Raw genomic sequence first — 17,514 nt, 5'->3', positions numbered from 1 at the left:
GGCAAAAATATCGTCAATGTTCCGGTCATAGCGCTCGCCCCAGATCGTCCGCCCCGAATCCGCGTCAATCAGTTCAATGGCGATCCGTACCCTTGCTCCGGCCCGGCGGACGCTGCCGCGTGCGACGTAGCGTACCCCTAACTCACGCGCGGCTTCCTGTGGGGCATCGAACGGGTCTTGAAGAAAAAGGCAGAATTGCGGGCTATGACAAAGAGATTTTTGAATTTGGACAGGTTCAGGATGATGTCTTCTGTCAGCCCGTCCGCAAACCAGTTGTCGGATTGGTCGCCGCTCAAGCTGGCAAATGGCAGCACGGCGACGGATGGTATGCCAGGGGCGGCCGGCCTGCAGGCTGAGCCTCCGGAGGGCGCCGGGTGGCAGCCATGGCCGCTCCGGCGACCTCGCTGCGGACACAATAGGAGGGCACCGGGTCCGCAATATTCTTAAGGCGCTGCGGGCCAAGAAATTCAAAACCGAAGCGCAAGCGGTTGCGGATCTGTTCATAAACCGACCCGCTGACAAAAACCCGGCCCGGTTCGGCAATTTCCTGCAGCCGGGCGGCAATGTTGACATTGTCGCCGTGAATGCCGCGGTCATCGACCAGGATTTCGCCCATATGCACACCGGCCCGAAACCGAAGCTGCTGGTCTTCTGGCCGTGCACTGTTGTTCTGCTCTGCAATGCGGTGCAGCTCGACACCGAATTTCACCGCGTTCGTCGCTGTTTCAAACAACGCTAGAACCCGTCGCCGCGAACTGCCACCACTTGACCGTCATGCGCATTGCATGCTGTTTCCAGTTCTTCCAGCAGGGATTTCAGTGCGCTGTATGTGTCGATTTCGTCATTGCCCATAAGCCGGGCATAGCCGACAACATCGGCAAACAGCACTGCTCCAAGCTGGCGCCGGACCGTTGTTTTTTTACTATGGCCGCTCACAAGCTGTCCTCCTCCTGTGAGTGTCGGCAAGAACTGCCGGAGAAGCCGGTTCTGCCCTTTTGGTCTGCCGGTCAGCCTGCTGGCGGATCTGCCGGGCCCGGCGGCCAGGCCCAGCCTGTAATCTCCGCGCCGTGGAAGCCTGCCTTCACACTGGCGTCAAGTTCCTGCGCGAGAACCCTGCGGCTGGCCTCCCATTCCTCCCTGAGGAGGCCTACTGTGATCATGTCGAAGTACCGGCCTTCTGCATACCAGGCTGCTCGCATCCTGCCTTCGGTTGCGAAGCCTGCGCGCGTGGTGAGTTCCTCGCTGCGGGTATTGTCGGCACGGTAATATGATGTAATGCGATTTAGCCCGATCTGACGGAATGCAAAGTCGAGAAGCAGCGCAAGCGACCGGATCCCGATGCCCTGCCGGCGCTTGGACTGCTCAATGAAAAGCGCAATGATGGCGTCCCGGTTGACCATGGAGATGCTTTCCAGCCCGGCAATACCGCACAGTGCATTGGTATTTGTAACAATTGCAAACCAGCACTTGCTGGTATCCGGCGCAGTACCGGCAGGGGGATCCAGGCCTGCGCACTGGCAGGCAGGCTGAGGGGGACCGGGCAGCGCGGTCAAAGCAGGCCAGGTCGGTCACATTTTGAAACCAGCCGGCCATAGTGGCGAGGTCTTCCGCTTCCAGCGGCCTGAGCTGTAACTCTGCGGACTGCCGGTCCGGCATTTTCTGTCCCCTTATTCCGTTTCTAAGTGTTGCCTCCCCTAGCTCAGGGGCGGTGGCGAGATCGTCAGCTTTGGCCTTATACCACATTTAGCCGGGCTGTGGTTGCAGAAGCTGGCAGTGCTCAACCGCCTGTGCACTTTGGCGGGAAAGGCAGGCAAGAAATACGGGCATTGATCTCTTTTGGGGTTGCGCCTGTGCGGAGCTGCGATTACACCCCGCGGCAGTGGACCGATAGCTCAGCTGGATAGAGTACTTGACTACGAATCAAGGGTCGGGGGTTCGAATCCTCCTCGGTCCGCCATTATCTTCTTTGTAGGACGACGCATAGTTTTGCCATTTGGCACCCATAGTCGTTCCATTCCCCGTTCCATCGGTTCTATACGCTCGCGGCTGACTTGCAGGTCAGACGCCGAAGGCGCCTGTTCCAGCTGATCTGCCACGTGGCGAACGAGGGAGAGGGCGAGGCATTCCTATTCGACAGGGTTGGTGCGGCCCGCAGGCGCAACCGAGGACACGGCCCTGTCTAATAGGGTTGCCCGAAGGGGAAGGCAGTGCCCTCACCCTGACGGCCAGGGGTGATTGGCTTGTCAAAATCCCGTTGGTTCTCAAAAAAAAGCAGCGGCGTAGGTGGCTGCTATCGGTTGTAGGCATCTAAAACTGGAAAAGCGGATTGGGGTCAGCGCGCTGGCGCAATTTTCTACGACGAATTTGCAGACGCACTGACAATAGCTGTAGCTGTTGAAATTGGCTCACTTGGGCCGTTCGGCGTGGACGGCCTATTGCGGTCACTCGCCACAATGACTCAGTGCTGCGGCGCGGCCCGCTAGAGGAGACAATCGCTGCAAGTGCAAACTCGCGTGTTCCCGAGCAATGACAATCAGTTCTGGCTAAGGTCCACTTTCCAGGACTTTGTCGGATCGCATAAGGGAAAGCCAGGTAGATGGCGGACTGGTTACTCTTCGACGATCGGCTCAGTTAGTTTTTGGTGCCGGTAATAAAGCCGATAACGCCCGTAATGATGCCGAACACTGGCGTGATCATGCCCGTCAAAACTTGAGTGTCGCTTTTATCATCTACATTTAGCAATGCGCCAATGCACCCCAACAAAAGCAACACTGCAAGGATTAGGGCGATAAAGGCAATGTTGCCCTTTTTTTCTTCACCGTGGCCGATAACACGACCGATCAACCCCATTTTAAGGGGGAGATCGGGGTCGGTGAAGGGATCTTTTCCGGTAGGTCCCGCAGGGCGTCCGGCTTCCAGGGGCGCTGAGCTACCCCCTGAATTTCGGACACTGACGTAAGCTGCGATTTGCTGTCTGCTGATCTTCGACGAAGAGGAGATCAGAGATGTCGAAACGGAAGAACCATTCGCCCGATTTCAAAGCGAAAGTCGCGCTTGAGGCTCTGAAGGGCGAGCGGACTGTTGCTGAGCTGGCGAGCCAGTTTGGCGTTCACCCAACGATGATCCACAGCTGGAAGCGGGCTCTTCTGGAGGGCGCGTCCGGCGTGTTCAAGCGCGGCGGCAGGAAGCCCCAGGAGATTGACGAAGAACAGGTCAAAGAGCTGCACGCCAAGATTGGGGAGCTGGCCGTTGCCAACGATTTTTTGTCACGAAAGCTCAAACCGTGGATCGGCAAGTGAGGAGGAAAATGATCGAGCCTGCCAATGCCAATCTGCCCATTAGCAAGCAGTGCAAGCTGCTGTCGATCTCGCGGTCGTCGTTCTATTATCTGGACCTGCACCGTTTTCGTTCCGGTGTGTAGCTCATGTTAGGCGGCGATCTTTTCGAAAGCCACGGGTGATTTCCAGCCGATGGCCGAATGCCGTCGGCGTGGGTTGTAGAAGCCGTTGATGTATTCGAAGACGGCCAGTTCGACCTCTCTGCGGGTCTGCCAGGTCCGGCGCCAGATTAATTCGGCCTTCAGCGACTTGAAGAAGCTCTCGACGGCCGAATTATCATAGCAATTTCCCTTTCCGCTCATCGACGGCACCAAGTCGTGCTTGCGCAGACGCTTTTGATACTCGTGGGCACAGTATTGGGCGCCGCGATCAGTGTGGTGGATGCAGCCCGGGGGCGGCTTTCGTAGGGCAATCGCCATGTCCAAAGCGCGCAAGGCCAGATCCTGTTTCATGCGGTTGCTCAGGGCCCAGCCGATCACCCGTCGCGAATAGAGGTCGATGATCACAGCAAGATAGGCCCATCCCTCGCGGGTCCAAATATAAGTGATGTCTCCCGCCCACTTCTGGTTCGGGGCGCTTGCGGTGAAATCCTGACGCAACAGGTTGGGCGCGATATTGAAGGTGTGATTGCTGTCGGTCGTGCGCTTGAACTTGCGGCTGCGCAGCACCTGGATGCCGTTATCACGCATGATCCGCGCCACACGGCGTTGCCCGACATGGATGCCCAGTTCATTGAGTTCCTGCGTCATGCGCGGACGACCGTAGCTGCCCAGGCTCAAGCGATGCTGCTCTCGAATATGCGCCAAGAGCACCATATCCCGACGTTGGCGGCGTGACGGCGGCCTGTGCCGCCAGGCCCGAAGACCACGATCCGTCACCTGCATCAGGCGACACAAATGGCTGCGTGGCAAATCCCCGCGGTAATCCGCAATGAACTGAAATCTCATTGCTTTTGACCCGCGAAGAAGATTGCCGCCTTTTTTAACACCTCCCTCTCCTCCCGAAGAATGCGGTTTTCTTTGCGTAGGCGTTCGTTCTCGCGCCGAAGCTCAGAATCCTGGGTCGCGGTAGAAGGATCGTCCGAGAACTGACGTATCCATTTGCCCAAGGTCGAAAGGCCGACCCCCAGATCCGACGCGACTTGGCGACGCGTCAGCCCGCTGCTTGTCGCGATCCGAACCGCTTCGCGTTTGAAATCGTCACTGTGTTTGGGTGCCATTTCCGGTCTCCTCTATGGCGAGCATTGCTCGCAGAAAACCGGAACAAAAGTGAAGCAGGTCCATATCAGCCCAAAGGCGAGACGGCTCTGAACCTGATGCTGATGCGCCGGATCGACGAACAGTTCCTGGAAACGCCGTTCTTCGGTGTGCGGCAGATGACTTGGCATCTGCGCAATGAAGGTCATTTGGTGAACGAAAAGCGGATCAGGCGGCTGATGAGGGTGATGGGGCTCATGCCGATCTACCAGAAGCCCAACACCCGCTGCCCGGCAGCACATGCAAAGCATGTGCGAGAGGGGGCAGGGCTGCGAAGGGGCACAAGACCTACCCCTATCTGCTGCGTGGTCTGCGGGTGGGGCGCCCGAACCAGGTCTGGGCGGCGGACATCACCTATCTGCCAATGCGCAAGGGGTTCCTGTATCTGGTGGCGATCATTGACTGGCACACGCGCAAGGTGCTGGCCTGGCGCATCTCGAACACGCTGGAAGCGGACTTCTGTGTCGAGGCGCTGAACGAGGCCATCCACAAGTTCGGCCCGCCCGAGATCATGAATACAGATCAGGGCAGCCAGTTCACGTCCTTCGCCTGGACGGACAGGCTGTGGCGATCCGGTGTGCGCATCTCGATGGATGGCAAAGGCCGGTTCCTCGATAACATCTTCGTCGAGCGGCTTTGGCGGAGCCTGAAATACGAATGCGTCTACTTGCATGCTTGGGAGACCGGATCAGAGGCGAAGGTCGGCGTCGGAAAGTGGATCGAGTTCTACAGCCGAAAACGCCCACATTCCGCCCTTGGCGGCAAACCCCCGGCCGTGGTCTATTGGCTGAGAAAACACAAAACCCAACCCGATCAGCAGGAGCAGAGAGTAGCTTAAATTACGCCAGAACCTGTCCAACAATTGGGGAGTAGCTCACTTCCGCCGCTGCTGGCTGCTGATCGGCCATGCAAATGATATCCCCAATGCGGGCGATTACGTGGTGGAAGATGTCTCCGGCACTTCCGTCATCGTAATGCGGGGCCAGGACGGGGAGATCCGGGCCTTCTACAATGTCCGCATCCACCGCGGCCATGAACTCTTGGAGGGGAAGGGCTGCGCCAAGAAGATGACCTGTCCCTACCACGCCTGGACCTATGACACCACGGGCCAGCTGCGTGCCGCGCCCAATGCAACGAGCTTCACCGGTTTCGACAAAGCGCAGCACCGATTGCGCCAGGTGCGGGTGGAGGTGTTCTTTGGCTTGGTGCTGGTCAACCTGGATGCAGAGGCTATGCCCTTTGTGGAGCTGGCGGCAGAGGCGGTTCCGGAGATCCGGGACTATGCGCCGAACCATGAAAGCTACCACCGGGCGGCGCTGACCGGGCGGCTGGCATCGGCCAACTGGAAGGTCGTTGCCGAGAATTTCAACGAATGCTACTGTCCGTCGTCAGGGTTTTTGGGACAGATGGTTGTCTGAGCTAAGAGAGGATGTGGCTCATCTGGTTGGATTGATTATGCGGCGGACTTGCGATGAAGCAAGCGGCGAATTTGGATCCCAGCGGGTCAAACGAGAACCCGGTGATTTGGGTCGCTGCCCAGACACAGGCCGCCCCCAAAAGCAGAAACAGCACCAGGCTCGTTGCTTCAATGGCCCAATTTTTCATAATTTCAGCCTCCGTCTGGTGTTGCAGACGGTACGCCGAGGTATTGCCCGGCGTACCGGATTGCCGTCATTTTTGTGTGGCTTGCTTTGCAATCGGGCCGACAACTGCGGTGGTTTCTTCCAGATGTGTCGCAAAGTCACCGCTCCCCAACAGACCGGCTTTGGCGAACGCTCATTCAAAAAAATCATTCTCCAGCGTCAGCTGGCCAATCTTTGCATGCAACGCTTTGACATCGACATCCGGCTCCTTGGAAGTCTTCGGCGTGTCGTCAAAGACATCCGTCACGCCATCCAGAAGCTGACCCTTCCACTGCTTGATCTGGTTCGGATTCACGCCTAAATGCGTCGCCAGCTCACTCATCGTCTTGTCGCCCTTCAATGCTGCCGAAGCGACTTTCGCCTTAATGGCAGGGCTGAGGTTTCGCCGTGGCCGTCTAGCCATTTTCACTCCTTCGTCCCGGCAACGCTGCCGGATCAGGAGCGGAAAATCCACCTAACTCGGCTGTTCAGATTTTTCAGGCCACCTTTGGTGTTGCGCAACAGATGGCGACGCCGGGTATTGAAATCTCTTGGAATTGGTTGGATATGTTGCGGGTAATTTGAGTAGGTTTTTCAGAAGGACTTCCGACGCCGCCGCTACATGCAGGGATTGACTGCATGCCGTTGCCAGACAGGCGGCTTTGGGCAGAGACATTTTCTGATCCGCTGTCTTCATGCCTTTTCAGGGCAGCTATAATTTATTTTTTCCGGAGTTGTTCGTTGGATAACAAAGTCGACCGTTCCCCTTTATCTTGTTTGACTGCCGGCCTGGCCGCTGACACGGCTGTTGAGATGTCGCCGGATGGCCCGTTGCATATGCTGGAGATGGCGATTCAAAGGGCGGGAGAGGGTTTGACCCGATGGCAAGCTGGCAGTTTTGAGCTGCTCAGCACCGTGTCCTTGGCAAGTGCAGAGATTACTCTGCTGCAGTTGATCGGCAAGGGCGGCCAGTCCAAAACGATCAAGGAACTGGCCCGGGCCACCAACCGGACCGACATTCCCAACATCCAGTATTCCTTGCGCAAACTTGCCTCTGCCGGGCTGACCCGCAAGCAAGGGGCGGGCCGCTCCGGAGTCACCTACAGCTTGACTGAGGAAGGCTGCCATGTGTCAGAGAGACTGCAGGATATCCGTGGACGCCTGCTGCTGCAGGCATTGGCGGGGCACCCGGATCTAACCAGACGGTTGCACAGCGCTGCGGAAACCCTGGAAGAATTGACCGAATTATTCGGCGTCGCTGTTCGTCAGGCCGAAGCGCGCAGCGGCTCTTGAGGGCGCAGCAGATCCCATTGCGCGGTGCGGCAGCGGCAGCGTAAGGTTCGGTCATGATCGAACTTAAAGACCTTCAGCTGCTGACGGCGCTGGCGCGGCATCAGCATTTCGCCAAGGCCGCTGCTGATTGCGGTATTTCGCAGCCCGCGTTTTCGATGCGGATCCGCAATCTGGAGGAACGCCTGGGTCTGTCCATCGTGCGCCGGGCCAACCGGTTTCAAGGGCTGACCGAGGAAGGCATGATGATTGTGCGCCGGGCGCGCTCGATCCTGGACGATGCCAAGGCGCTGGAGCAGGAGATTGCGGCATCCCGCGGCGAAGTGACTGGCACTCTGGTGCTGGGGTGGTGCCGACCGCCACCGCTTGGGCCGCGCAGCTGGTGGATCAGGTGCATCTGGCCTATCCTCGGATCCTGGCCCGCGTCGAAGTCACCACATCGCTGGCTATTCAGCAGCGCCTTTATGATGGTACAATTGATGCCGGGATTACCTATTCCGACAGCATGGGCCGGGATCTGGTGACAGTTCAGCCGCTCTATGAGGAAAGCTATGTTCTGCTGGCGCCGGAGCAGATGGTGGCGGACCGGGGCGATGCGATCAGCTGGGCTGATGCGGCAGAGCTGCCGCTCAGCTTGCTGGATCAGCAAATGCAGAACCGCCGCATTCTGGACCGGATCTTTGCCGATCTGGGTCTGAAGCCGGAGATTGTGTCCGAATCCAACGGTTTCATGGCGTCGATGGTGCTGGCACGTGAAGGTTCGGTGGCGACGATTCTGCCGCGTGCGTTGATGCAAGCCTTGGGAAACCTCGGCGGAACCCGGGTGCTGACGTTGAACAAGCCGGAACAAACCCGGCAGATTTGCATCGCTTCTCTGGACCGGACACCGGAACTCACAACTGTGCGCGCTTTAAAAGAGGTGGTTGCGACGTTTGTGGACGATGGGATGCCGCAAATGGCGTGATAAGCACAGCTTATCGTGCAATCGGTTTTCTAGATTTGACGATATTCATTCTTGATGGCATTTCGGGTTGAATTACGTGCTGACTGGAGGACCCCATGGCACCATTGGATGATAGCAAGGGCGTATGGAAGTCCGGCAAAGGCAAAGGGCGCAAGACGCCCAAAGGCCGCCAGGTTGACGACATTGCGCTGAGCGAGGTTCAGGAGCTGCTGGGTGACCGCCCGCGCAACCGTGACCTCTTGATCGAGTTCCTGCACCTGATTCAGGACAAATACGGCTGCCTCAGCGCCGCGCATATCCGGGCGCTGGCGGAGGAGATGCGCACCGGCCAGGCGGAAATCTATGAAGTGGCCACCTTCTATGCCCATTTCGATGTGGTGAAGGAGGGCGAGACCCCGCCGCCCGCTCTGACCATCCGGGTTTGCGACTCGCTGTCCTGCGAACTGGCAGGTGCCGAAGCGCTGCAGAAGGCGCTGGAAGACGGTTTGGACGCCTCCCAGGTCCGCGTGCTGCGCGCACCCTGCATGGGCCGCTGCGATACCGCGCCGGTGCTGGAGATTGGCCACAACCACATCGACCATGCCACGGTTGAAAAGGTCGAAGCGGCGATCGCGGCGGATGATACCCACGCGCATGTCCCCGAATACGAAACCTTTGCAGCTTATGAGGCTGAAGGTGGTTACGCCACGCTGAAAGACCTGCGTGCCAACGGTGACTGGGAAGCGGTTCAAGCGAAAGTCAAAGAAGCCGGCCTGCGCGGTCTGGGCGGTGCTGGTTTTCCGTCCGGCACCAAATGGGGCTTTGTGCGCGCCAACGAGGGCCCGCGTTACCTGGCCGTGAACGGCGACGAGGGTGAGCCCGGCACATTCAAGGACCGCTACTATCTGGAACGCACCCCGCATGTCTTCCTTGAAGGGATGCTGATGGCCGCCTGGGCGGTAGAGGCCGAGAAAGCCTTTATCTACATGCGTGACGAATATCCGGCGGTGCTGGAAATCCTCGCTGCTGAGATCAAGGCGCTGGAAGACGCAGGTATCGTCGAGGCAGGCTACATCGATCTGCGCCGCGGGGCTGGTGCCTATATCTGCGGTGAAGAAAGCGCGATGATCGAGTCCATCGAAGGCAAGCGCGGCGAGCCGCGCCACCGTCCGCCGTTTGTAGCGCAGGTGGGTGTCTTCGGTCGTCCGACCCTCGTGCATAACGTCGAAACCCTGTACTGGGTCTGCAAGATCAACCGCGAAGGGCCGGAGTGCCTGAATTCGGTTGAAAAGAACGGCCGCAAGGGCCTGCGCAGCTATTCCGTGTCGGGCCGGGTGAAGAACCCAGGTGTGCATCTGCTGCCTGCCGGCTCCACCATCACCGATGTTATCGAGGCCTGCGGCGGAATGCTGGATGGCCACGCCTTCAAGGCCTATCAGCCGGGCGGCCCGTCCTCCGGCCTGCTGCCTGCGTCGATGCACGACATCCCGCTAGACTTTGACACGTTGCAGCCGCATGGCACCTTTATTGGCTCCGCCGCTGTTGTGGTTCTGTCCGACAAGGACTCGGCCCGCGATGCGGCGCTGAACATGCTGCGCTTCTTCGAAGATGAAAGCTGCGGCCAGTGCACCCCCTGCCGGGTGGGCTGCGAGAAAGCTGTGAAGCTGATGGGCGAAAAGAAGTGGGATCAGGGGCTGTTGGAAGAGCTGAGTGCCGCGATGGTCGATACCTCGATCTGCGGTCTGGGCCAGGCAGCACCCAACCCGATCCGCCTGACTATCAAACACTTCCCCGAGGAGGTATAAGCCATGAGCGATAAAATCACTTTCACACTCGATGGCGAACAGGTCACGGCAGACGCAGGCCTGACCATCTGGGAAGTCGCCAACGGCCGCGGATTGAAGATCCCGCATCTGTGCCACAAGCCGCAGCCGGGCTACCGTCCGGACGGCAACTGCCGGGCTTGTATGGTCGAGATCGAAGGCGAGCGCACGCTGGCGGCCTCCTGTATCCGCGAGCCTGCTGATGGCATGGTTGTCACCACCAATAACGCGCGGGCTGAGAATGCCCGTAAGATGGTGATGGAACTTCTGGTGGCTGACCAGCCAAAGAAGGAAGAGGCGCACGACAAGTCCTCCCACATGTGGGACATGGCCGAGTTGAACGGCGTCACTGAAAGCCGCTTCCCCAAGCTGGAAGAGGGCCGCATCCCGCTGCTGGATGATAGCCATGTGGCGATGTCAGTGAACCTGGATGCCTGTATTTCCTGCGGTCTGTGCGTCCGCGCGTGCCGCGAAGTTCAAGTCAATGACGTGATCGGCATGGCCGGCCGCGGCCACGATGCTTATCCGACATTTGACATTGCCGACCCGATGGGCGCGTCCACCTGTGTGGCCTGTGGTGAATGTGTGCAGGCCTGCCCGACCGGCGCGCTGATGCCTTCTGCGGTACTGGACGATGCAGGTCAGGGCGACCTGAAAGACTATGACAGCGAGACCGAAAGCGTCTGCCCGTTCTGCGGCGTCGGCTGCAAGGTTTCGCTCAAGGTCAAGGATGGCAAGGTCAAGCATATTGAGGGCATCAACGGCCCGGCAAACGAAGGCCGTCTGTGCGTCAAGGGCCGCTTTGGCTTTGACTACATCCACCACCCGCACCGCCTGACCAAGCCGCTGATCCGCCGTGACGATGCGCCGGCCAAGGGCCTGAATGTCGACCCGGGCAATCTCTCCACCCACTTCCGCGAAGCGACTTGGGAAGAGGCGATGGATTTGGCTGGCAAAAGCCTGATGAAGCTGCGCGATGAAGACCCGAAATCGGTTGCTGGTTTCGGCTCGGCAAAATGCACCAACGAAGAGGCGTACCTTTTCCAAAAGTTCATCCGCCAGGGCTTTAAACACAACAACGTTGATCACTGCACCCGTCTTTGCCACGCATCTTCGGTTGCGGCGCTGATCGAAAACGTTGGCTCCGGTGCTGTGACCGCGACCTTCAACGAGATCGAAAACGCGGATGTGGCGATCATCATCGGCTCCAACCCGATCGAAAACCACCCGGTGGCGGCAACCTACTTTAAGCAGTTCACCAAACGCGGCGGCAAGCTGATCGTGATGGATCCGCGCGGTGTCGGCATGCGTCGCTTTGCGACCGAGATGCTGCAGTTCCGCCCTGGCGCGGATGTGTCGATGCTCAACGCGATCATGCATGTGATCGTCGAGGAAGAACTGTATGACAGCCAGTACATCCACCGCTGGACCGAGAACTGGGAAGCTGAAAAAGAGCATCTGAAGCAGTTCACACCCGAGAAGATGTCGGAAATCTGCGGCATCGAACCGGACCAGCTGCGCCGTGTGGCGCGGATCTTTGCTGGTGCAAATGCTGGTTTGATTTTCTGGGGCATGGGCATCTCCCAGCATATTCACGGCACCGACAATTCGCGCTGCCTGATTTCGCTGGCCCTGATGACCGGCAATGTGGGCAAGCCGGGTGCCGGCCTGCACCCGCTGCGCGGTCAGAACAACGTGCAGGGCGCGTCCGACGCGGGCCTGATCCCGATGTTCCTGCCGGATTATCAGACCGTGACGTCGGATGATGTGCGCAAATCCTTCACCGATGTCTGGGGTGGCGGCGACTTCTCGAACGAGAAGGGCCTCACCGTGACCGAGATCGTTGACCAGGCCTATGCCGGCAATATCAAGGGCATGTACATTCAGGGTGAAAACCCGGCGATGTCCGACCCGGATGCGGATCACGCCCGCGATGCCTTTGCCAAGCTGGAGCTGATGATCGTTCAGGATATCTTCCTGACCGAGACGGCGAACTATGCCGACATCATCCTGCCGGCCTCGGCGCTCTATGAAAAGAACGGCACCGTGTCGAACACCAACCGCCAGGTGCAGCGTGTTCGTCCCGCAGTGGCGCCTCCGGGTGAGGCGCGTGAGGACTGGAAAGTCACCGTGGAACTGGCGCAGCGCATCGGCCTGCCCTGGGACTACAAGGACGTCAGCGAAGTCTTCAACGAGATGAAGCTGAACATGAAGTCCCTGAACAACATCACCTGGGAGCGTCTGGAGACCGAGACCATCACCTATCCGTCGCTGCATGAGACCGACCCGGGTCAGGCGATTGTGTTCGGCGATGGCTTCCCGCGTCCCGAAGGCCGCGCCCGCTTTACTCCGGCCTCGGTGATCCCGCCGGATGAGGCACCGGATGCGGAGTATCCGATGATCATGACCACCGGCCGCCAGCTGGAGCATTGGCACACCGGGTCGATGACCCGCCGCTCCCTGGTGCTGGACGCTGTGGAACCGGAAGCGAACTGTTCTCTCAACCCCAAAACCCTGCGGGCGATGGGCGTGGAGCCGGGCGAGATGGTGCGCTTGTCCACCCGCCGCGGCTCGATTGAGATTATGGCACGGGCTGACCGGGCAATTGCCGAGGACATGGTGTTTGTGCCCTTTGCATATGTCGAGGCAGCAGCAAACATCCTGACCAACCCGGCTATCGACCCCTATGGCAAGATCCCCGAGTTCAAGTTCTCGGCTGTCCGGGTTGAGAAGGTAGAAAGCCAGATCGCTGCCGAGTAATCCCGGCCGCGTGTGAGCGAGATCAGAACGGGCGCGGAGCTGATGGCTTTGCGCCCGTTTTGCGTTTGAGGTTATCCAGCGGAACATTTGAGGCAGGCGGCCGGCCTGTGCTCCGAGCGGTAAGTTACATCAGCTGTGGCGGGCCAGAAAACGGTCCAGATCCCGCTTTGACGGCGGCGCGCCGGTGAAAACCTCAACCCAGCCGGGCATAAGTGAAATCCGGTATTCCGTGCTTTCGTGCACCTGCATCGAGATATAGCCGATCTGGGTGTAGATCATCGCCCGGGCGCGGATCAGTGCGACGCCGGCGTCGAAACCAAAGCGGATGAACATCTCTGTTAGTGCCTTCTCGCGCCGGGTATCGGCTTGGTCCAGCCTTGCCTGCAGGTCACGGTCATTGCGCGCCCAATTGCGGATGGCCAGATCCAGCCGGGAGTCGAACAGGTCAGCATCAATCCAGCAGTCAAACAGGTTGAAGAGCGCCTCGGCAATGGTTTCCGCATAAGCCTCGGACCGGGCGATCAGGTTGCCGGTGTTCTTTTCCTCCCAGCGCCGCACCATCGCCTCCAGCAGCGCCTCGCGGTCTTTGAAGTGCCAGTAGAAACTGGTGCGGGCCACGCCAAGCCGCTTGGCCAGTGGCATCACTTTCACGGCTTCCACGCCGCTCTCGGTCAATACTTCGTAAGCGGCTGATAGCCAGTCTTCGTCACCCAGCCTGGTGCGGGTAATGTCCTGAGTGTCCATGTGGCAGCCATAACAGCGGGGCAGGGCGGGTGCAACTTTTCTTGACAGGTATGAATGTTTAATTGACATATATGTCAAGAATGGTTGGCGACTCGCCAATGCCGCGCTTGCCCAGACATCGTTCCAGGAGATCCGCATCATGTCCAAGGACCCGCTGCTGCAGCCCTATCAGCTGAAGCACCTGACGCTTCGCAACCGGATCATGACCACCAGTCATGAACCGGCATATCCGGAAGACGGGATGCCCAAGGCACGCTATGCCGCCTATCACGCGGAACGGGCCAAGGCGGGCGTGGCGCTGACGATGACCGCCGGGTCTGCTGCAGTCAGCAAGGACAGCCCGCCGGTCTTCAACAATATCCTTGCCTATAAGGACGAGGTGGTGCCGTGGATCCGCAGCCTGACGGATCAGGTGCATGAACATGGCGCCGCCGTGATGATCCAGCTTACCCACCTTGGACGCCGCACTGGCTGGAACAAAGGCGACTGGCTGCCCTCTGTCAGCTCGTCCAGGCACCGCGAACCGGCGCACCGCGCCTTTCCGAAACTGGCTGAGGATTGGGATATCGCCCGGATCATCAGCGATTTCGCCGATGCAGCAGAGCGGATGAAAGAAGGCGGGATGGATGGGATCGAACTCCAGATCTATGGCCATCTGATGGATCAGTTCTGGTCGCCGCTGACCAATGATCTGGACGGGCCATACGGCGGCCAGACGCTGGAGAGCCGGATGAAATTCCCGATGGACGTGCTGCAGGCCGTGCGGGACCGGGTCGGAGAGGAATTCATCGTCGGTCTGCGCTACACGGCGGATGAGGCGCAGAAGGGTGGCATCACTCCGCAAGAAGGCCTTGAGATATCCAAGCGCCTGGCGGGCAGCGGTATGGTGGATTTTCTGAACGTGATCCGTGGCCGCATCCATACTGATCCTGCGATGACCGACGTGATCCCGGTTCAGGGCATGAAATCAGCCCCGCATCTGGATTTTGCCGGAGAGGTGAAGAAGGCAACCGGCATGCCCACATTCCACGCCGCCCGCATCCCGGATGTGGCAACTGCCCGCCATGCGGTTGCCGCGGGGCTTTTGGACATGGTTGGCATGACCCGCGCCCATATGGCTGATCCGCATGTGGTGAAGAAGATCATGGAAGGGCGCGAGGATGAGATCCGCCCCTGTGTGGGGGCCACCTATTGCCTGGACCGGATCTATCAATCGGGGGATGCGCTGTGCATTCACAATGCAGCGACGGGCCGCGAGTTGACGATGCCGCATGAATTTGCGCCTGCCAGGGCCAGCAAGAAGATTGTGATCGTTGGTGCCGGACCCGCCGGGCTTGAGGCTGCGCGGGTGGCGGCAGAGCGTGGTCATCATGTCACCGTGTTTGAAGCTGCGGCAGAGCCGGGCGGCCAAATCCGCCTGACAGCGCAGAACCCGCGCCGGGCAGAAATGATCGGGATCATTGATTGGCGCATGGCTCAATGCGCCGCGCGGGACGTGGAGTTCCGCTTCAGCACTTGGGCTGAGGCCGCAGATGTGACAGCGCTGAATCCGGATGTGGTTGTTGTCGCGACGGGAGGTTTGCCAAACACCGAACTGTTCGAAACACGTGGCGAGGCTTCGCATATTGTCTCTGCCTGGGACATTATTTCCGGTGACGTGAAACCGGCCGCAAATGTGCTGGTTTATGACGAGAGCGGCGACCATCCTGGGCTGATGGCAGCAGAGATCGCCGCCAATGCTGGCGCTAGGGTCGAGGTGATGACTCCTGACCGGACCTTTGCCCCGGACATCATGGCGATGAACCTGGTGCCTTACATGCGGGCGCTGCAGGACAAGGACGTCACCTTCACCGTGACCCGCCGCTTGCTGGAGGTAGCGCGGACCGGCAATAAGCTGACGGCCTCCATCGGGACAGACTACAGCGGTCATGTGTATGAGGCCGGTTATGATCAGGTGGTTCTCAACTACGGGACGCTGCCGCTGGATGACCTGTACTTCGACCTTAAGGAACAGTCGTCCAATCGCGGTGAGATCGAACAAGGCGCACTGATTGCGGGCCGGCCGCAGAAGATATTCTCCAACCCGCAAGGGCAGTTCCAGCTGTTCCGCATCGGTGATGCGGTTTCTGCCCGCAACACCCATGCGGCGGTTTATGATGCGCTGCGGCTGATGAAGGATATCTGATATGCGTTTGGGATTTTTGGGATGCGGCACCATTGCTTCTGCCGTGGTGCGGGGACTGGCCGGCAAGGGCCACCAGATTACGGTTTCGGAGCGCAGCAAGGCACAGTCCGCAGCGCTTGCTGAGGCTTTCGAGGACGTGACCGTTACCGGAAACCAGGCAGTGATCGACGCCAGCGATGTGATCTTCCTCGGCTTGATGGCTGAGTCTGCTGAGGGCATTCTGAAGGAGCTGGCCTTCCGCGAAGATCAGCAGGTGGTCTCCTTCATGGCCGGTGCGGATCTTGGCCGCGTGGCAGAACTGACCGCGCCGGCTGAAGCCGTTGCAGTTATGATCCCCTTTCCGGGTATCGCACAGGGCGGCTCTCCGGTCATGGCGCTGGGGAATACCGCGCTGCTTGGCAGTCTCTTCGAGCCGGACAATCAGATCTTTGTGCTTAAGGATGAGGGAGAACTGAATGCGTATCTGTCAGCTCAGGCTGTGCTCTCACCAGCGGCGCGCCTGGTGGGGGATGCCGCGGAATGGCTCGGCGATCGGGTCTCAGACAAGGCGCAGGGCGAGACCTTTTTGCGGATGCTGGTGTCGGCCAGCCTGCAGGCTTCGGGCTGCGCGGATCTGATCGAAGCACTGAACACCCCGGGAGGCTATAACCAGCGGCTGCGGTTGCATATGGAGGACGCCGGACTTCGCAGCAGCCTTTCGAAGGGTTTGAGTAACCTCGAAGGCTGAAGGGCAAACTGATTGAATAGGAAGGCGGTCCTGTTTGGGCCGTCTTTTTGTTTTGTGCTGTTCTCTTTCGGGCTTTGTCCGTGGCGACTCGTTTTCCGGGGTGATTTGCTGTGATTCCTGGCGGCGGGTCTGTGGATAAGCTGGGCTGGTCTGTGGGTAAGTCCCGTGGCGGGGTGTTTTGGGTGTTCCGAGGCGTTTGCGGCCGCAGCATCCGGGTCAGTATTGCTGACTTTTTTGGCATGTAAGTTGTTGATTTTGTTTTATTTTCATCTTTTCTCTTCGGAAAGTTCGGTTTTTGCTGTTTTTTGGCTTGCGGGTTTGTTGGTCTAACCTTAGAACCCCCTTCACCGGCAGCGACGAGATGCTGCTGAGACACACCGGACGGGACGGCGGGAACGCAGGACGGGACGGGAAACACACCGGAGAGACGGTGGGACGGGCTGGAGAGGCGGCCGGACGCTCAGGAGAGACTGAGGCACTTTGATAGATCTGACAGGCGGGCGCGCTGGGGAATACTGGCGCATCGGTCTTGTTTTTGGCCTCTTGGTGCTGCTCTTTGACATTGATGGATAACTGAAGAGATATGTGGGCGGTTTGGTTCGTTTCGATGGATCAACGTCTGTATATCAACGCTCATAGGAAGTTCGCTTCCGATGATTGAGTGTCAGCTTCACTGTCTTGTTCGGCTTCGGTTTCTTTTGAAACCAAGCACAACAGACAGAGAATAATTGGTTGCAGTTCCGGTTCCTAGCCGGGTCGGATCGCAAGGCGTCTCAAGCCCCCGTGTTTGAGTGTTTTGTTAAAGCAACCAGTGATGTGCAGAGGT

General features: G+C 59.0%; 14 protein-coding genes, 1 tRNA gene and 3 pseudogenes. 10 read left to right on the top strand and 8 right to left on the bottom strand.

Features of this window, described 5'->3' with window-relative positions; all coding sequences use genetic code 11:
- Positions 1-292: 292 nt before the first annotated feature.
- The 3 genes from ETW23_RS26165 to ETW23_RS17300 all read right to left on the bottom strand — a co-directional run bounded on the left by ETW23_RS26165 (position 293) and on the right by ETW23_RS17300 (position 1,553).
- The gene (locus tag ETW23_RS26165; protein ID WP_254695060.1) at positions 293-733 is read right to left on the bottom strand and encodes an adenylate/guanylate cyclase domain-containing protein; all 441 of its coding nucleotides are present in this window, start codon (positions 731-733) and stop codon (positions 293-295) included.
- A 2-nt stretch (positions 734-735) separates the two neighbouring features.
- Positions 736-936, bottom strand: coding sequence for a hypothetical protein (locus ETW23_RS26160; RefSeq protein ID WP_254695059.1), 201 nt, complete (start codon positions 934-936; stop codon positions 736-738).
- Positions 937-1,007: 71 nt separating this feature from the next.
- Positions 1,008-1,553 (bottom strand): GNAT family N-acetyltransferase, encoded by a 546-nt coding sequence (locus ETW23_RS17300; RefSeq protein WP_254695058.1) that lies wholly within the window; start codon positions 1,551-1,553, stop codon positions 1,008-1,010.
- A 328-nt stretch (positions 1,554-1,881) separates the two neighbouring features.
- On the opposite strand from ETW23_RS17300, the gene ETW23_RS17295 reads away from it, so the two are divergent.
- Positions 1,882-1,957: transfer RNA gene (locus ETW23_RS17295), tRNA-Arg, on the top strand.
- Positions 1,958-2,631: 674 nt separating this feature from the next.
- On the opposite strand, the gene ETW23_RS17290 is transcribed toward ETW23_RS17295, so the two are convergent.
- Positions 2,632-2,850 carry a hypothetical protein gene (locus ETW23_RS17290; RefSeq protein ID WP_134830754.1) on the bottom strand — a complete coding sequence of 73 codons (219 nt, stop codon included), beginning with the start codon at positions 2,848-2,850 and terminating at the stop codon, positions 2,632-2,634.
- 155 nt (positions 2,851-3,005) lie between these two features.
- Here ETW23_RS17290 and ETW23_RS17285 point away from each other — a divergent pair, with 155 nt between their 5' ends.
- The gene (locus ETW23_RS17285) at positions 3,006-3,299 is read left to right on the top strand and encodes a transposase (RefSeq protein WP_134830753.1); all 294 of its coding nucleotides are present in this window, start codon (positions 3,006-3,008) and stop codon (positions 3,297-3,299) included.
- 128 nt (positions 3,300-3,427) lie between these two features.
- Here the strand turns inward: ETW23_RS17285 and ETW23_RS17280 are convergent.
- Positions 3,428-4,557, bottom strand: a protein-coding gene (locus tag ETW23_RS17280; protein WP_134828802.1) for an IS3 family transposase whose coding sequence is annotated in 2 segments (ribosomal slippage) — positions 3,428-4,323 and positions 4,323-4,557 — 1,131 coding nt in all. Because the reading frame shifts where the segments join, the coding sequence is not laid out codon by codon here.
- A gap of 78 nt (positions 4,558-4,635) precedes the next feature.
- On the opposite strand from ETW23_RS17280, the pseudogene ETW23_RS26155 reads away from it, so the two are divergent.
- A pseudogene (locus tag ETW23_RS26155) lies at positions 4,636-5,432 on the top strand (IS3 family transposase); the annotation flags it as partial.
- A 103-nt stretch (positions 5,433-5,535) separates the two neighbouring features.
- On the top strand, positions 5,536-6,012 hold the full coding sequence (locus ETW23_RS25440) for an aromatic ring-hydroxylating dioxygenase subunit alpha (RefSeq protein WP_134830750.1): 477 nt from the start codon (positions 5,536-5,538) through the stop codon (positions 6,010-6,012).
- 1 nt (position 6,013) lies between these two features.
- On the opposite strand, the gene ETW23_RS17260 is transcribed toward ETW23_RS25440, so the two are convergent.
- Positions 6,014-6,199, bottom strand: coding sequence for a hypothetical protein (locus ETW23_RS17260; protein WP_134830749.1), 186 nt, complete (start codon positions 6,197-6,199; stop codon positions 6,014-6,016).
- 177 nt (positions 6,200-6,376) lie between these two features.
- A pseudogene (locus ETW23_RS17255) lies at positions 6,377-6,640 on the bottom strand (transposase); the annotation flags it as partial.
- 215 nt (positions 6,641-6,855) lie between these two features.
- Here ETW23_RS17255 and ETW23_RS17250 point away from each other — a divergent pair.
- The 4 genes and pseudogenes from ETW23_RS17250 to fdhF all read left to right on the top strand — a co-directional run bounded on the left by ETW23_RS17250 (position 6,856) and on the right by fdhF (position 13,032).
- Positions 6,856-7,509, top strand: coding sequence for a winged helix DNA-binding protein (locus ETW23_RS17250; protein ID WP_247676996.1), 654 nt, complete (start codon positions 6,856-6,858; stop codon positions 7,507-7,509).
- A gap of 53 nt (positions 7,510-7,562) precedes the next feature.
- A pseudogene (locus ETW23_RS17245) lies at positions 7,563-8,470 on the top strand (LysR family transcriptional regulator).
- A gap of 95 nt (positions 8,471-8,565) precedes the next feature.
- On the top strand, positions 8,566-10,254 hold the full coding sequence (locus tag ETW23_RS17240) for an NAD(P)H-dependent oxidoreductase subunit E (RefSeq protein WP_134830747.1): 1,689 nt from the start codon (positions 8,566-8,568) through the stop codon (positions 10,252-10,254).
- A gap of 3 nt (positions 10,255-10,257) precedes the next feature.
- On the top strand, positions 10,258-13,032 hold the full coding sequence (fdhF, locus tag ETW23_RS17235; protein ID WP_129369428.1) for a formate dehydrogenase subunit alpha: 2,775 nt from the start codon (positions 10,258-10,260) through the stop codon (positions 13,030-13,032).
- A 129-nt stretch (positions 13,033-13,161) separates the two neighbouring features.
- On the opposite strand, the gene ETW23_RS17230 is transcribed toward fdhF, so the two are convergent.
- Positions 13,162-13,776, bottom strand: a complete 615-nt coding sequence (locus ETW23_RS17230; protein ID WP_134830746.1) for a TetR/AcrR family transcriptional regulator — start codon at positions 13,774-13,776, stop codon at positions 13,162-13,164.
- Between the two features lie 139 nt (positions 13,777-13,915).
- Between ETW23_RS17230 and ETW23_RS17225 the strand changes: the two genes are divergently transcribed.
- Entirely contained in the window at positions 13,916-15,961 is a 2,046-nt protein-coding gene (locus ETW23_RS17225; RefSeq protein ID WP_134830745.1) for an NADH:flavin oxidoreductase, read from the top strand.
- Between the two features lies 1 nt (position 15,962).
- Positions 15,963-16,688: an NAD(P)-binding domain-containing protein gene (locus ETW23_RS17220; protein ID WP_134830744.1), complete on the top strand. Its 726-nt coding sequence runs from the start codon at positions 15,963-15,965 to the stop codon at positions 16,686-16,688.
- Positions 16,689-17,514: the final 826 nt, after the last annotated feature.

This window comes from Leisingera sp. NJS201 (assembly GCF_004535885.1).
GTDB lineage: Bacteria > Pseudomonadota > Alphaproteobacteria > Rhodobacterales > Rhodobacteraceae > Leisingera.
The sequence above is the reverse complement of the archived record's forward strand: the minus strand, read 5'-3'. Positions and strand labels throughout refer to the sequence as shown.